The 1,432-nt window shown below is 37.4% G+C and carries 2 protein-coding genes; both read right to left on the bottom strand.

Annotated features, from left to right (window positions below; all coding sequences use genetic code 11):
* Positions 1-147: 147 nt before the first annotated feature.
* On the bottom strand, positions 148-462 hold the full coding sequence (locus F6K46_RS39730) for a hypothetical protein (RefSeq protein ID WP_293069004.1): 315 nt from the start codon (positions 460-462) through the stop codon (positions 148-150).
* 329 nt (positions 463-791) lie between these two features.
* Entirely contained in the window at positions 792-1,040 is a 249-nt protein-coding gene (locus F6K46_RS40530) for a helix-turn-helix domain-containing protein (RefSeq protein ID WP_366510903.1), read from the bottom strand.
* Positions 1,041-1,432: the final 392 nt, after the last annotated feature.

Genomic DNA, 1,432 nt, shown 5'->3' with positions numbered 1-1,432 from the left:
TTCATTAGATAAAGAGTTTAAACTTTTATCTATTTTTGCTCTTAAAGAGTCTAAGGATTCAAACAATTCCCAAGCCAAATCTTGTTTGAGATCTTCCCACAATCTTTCACTAGGATTAACTTCGGGACAATAAGGAGGTTGAAAAAATCAAATACTATTATCAGGAACTTCTATTTCATGACTAGTGTGACCAGGAGCATTATCAATGAGAATAATCAGGACTTCATCAGGAAACTCTTGAGATAATAAAGATAAATATTTGTTAAAACAACCAGCATCCAGGTGAGAAAACTCATAAAAGAAACTACGTCCTTGTTTTGGTTCTACTGATCCATATATCCAAAAGTCTTGAAAATTCAATTGATGACTATGTACTGGCTTGACTCCTTTAAGTGTTAATCTTCTGGGACGAAACCTTAGATAGTTGAGCCTTATTACAAAAGACTTGAACCTTTTACGCATAACCTACTCACTATAAAGGCTCAACTATCTTACGGTAACTTCAAAGCGCTGAATTGTATGTAAGCCCAATCTAGTTTCATCGCTACACCAAAAACGAATTTTATGGTACTTATTGCTTAGATGACTTTGATTACTTAACAAGAATTTAAGCTTTTCTGGAAAGGTCGCTATAAACTCTTCTACTTCTCCGGGTAGTTGTTTTTTATTTCTCGGTCTCACTACTTTTAACGAACGCTTTTAACTCATGATGAACTAGTCGATGTACTGTACTGTAGCTTAGCCATATTTCCCAGAAAATAAATATCCACAGTCGAACTTCTTTATAACTCTTAAATCCAGCCTGGTCTCTTAATTCTTGTTGTAATGAACGCTACCTGCTCTATTTTTAATTTTTTCGGTCTGCCCGTCTTCGGCTTTTCTTTAAGTAGTTCTTCAATTCCTGAATGGCGATAAATTTCCAACCAACGGTGAATTGTTCTTTCAGTTCTACCAACAATAACAGCTAAATGTCTGACGGTTTCTACAGCACCTATTTTCCAGAGATATAGGCTTTGAACTTTGGCAAATCCGCGCGGCAGTTTTTTGCTGATTCATCAGCTTCAATAATCTCTGAGGAGATTCAACAACATTTAGCTTAGCTACTCCAGTCATGCTTATTTCTGGCCTTTGGGTATTAATTCATGGTAAACCCATCTCATGGTCAGCTATCCTATATATAGTGTTTTTTAATTAAACAAACACTATATGTGGAAAGCCAGCCAGCGCGGTCAAAGGGAGCCAGGGCTTTCATGCGGGGGTTTCCCCCATGATTCACTGCCATGGAAACCTCCATGAGCTAAGGGATCAAGACAATGCCTTGTCAACAAGCACAATCAGGCCGGGTTTATTGAGAACTATCCCCGGTTACCCAACAAGATGCGTTTACCCTAGGTATTCATTTAAGTATGACACGACTTTTTAAAATTGGTAT

The sequence above is a fragment of the Moorena sp. SIO3E8 genome, assembly GCF_010692445.1.
GTDB lineage: Bacteria > Cyanobacteriota > Cyanobacteriia > Cyanobacteriales > Coleofasciculaceae > Moorena > Moorena bouillonii.
Note: the sequence above shows the minus strand (reverse complement) of the source record. Positions and strands in the feature narration are given on the sequence as shown.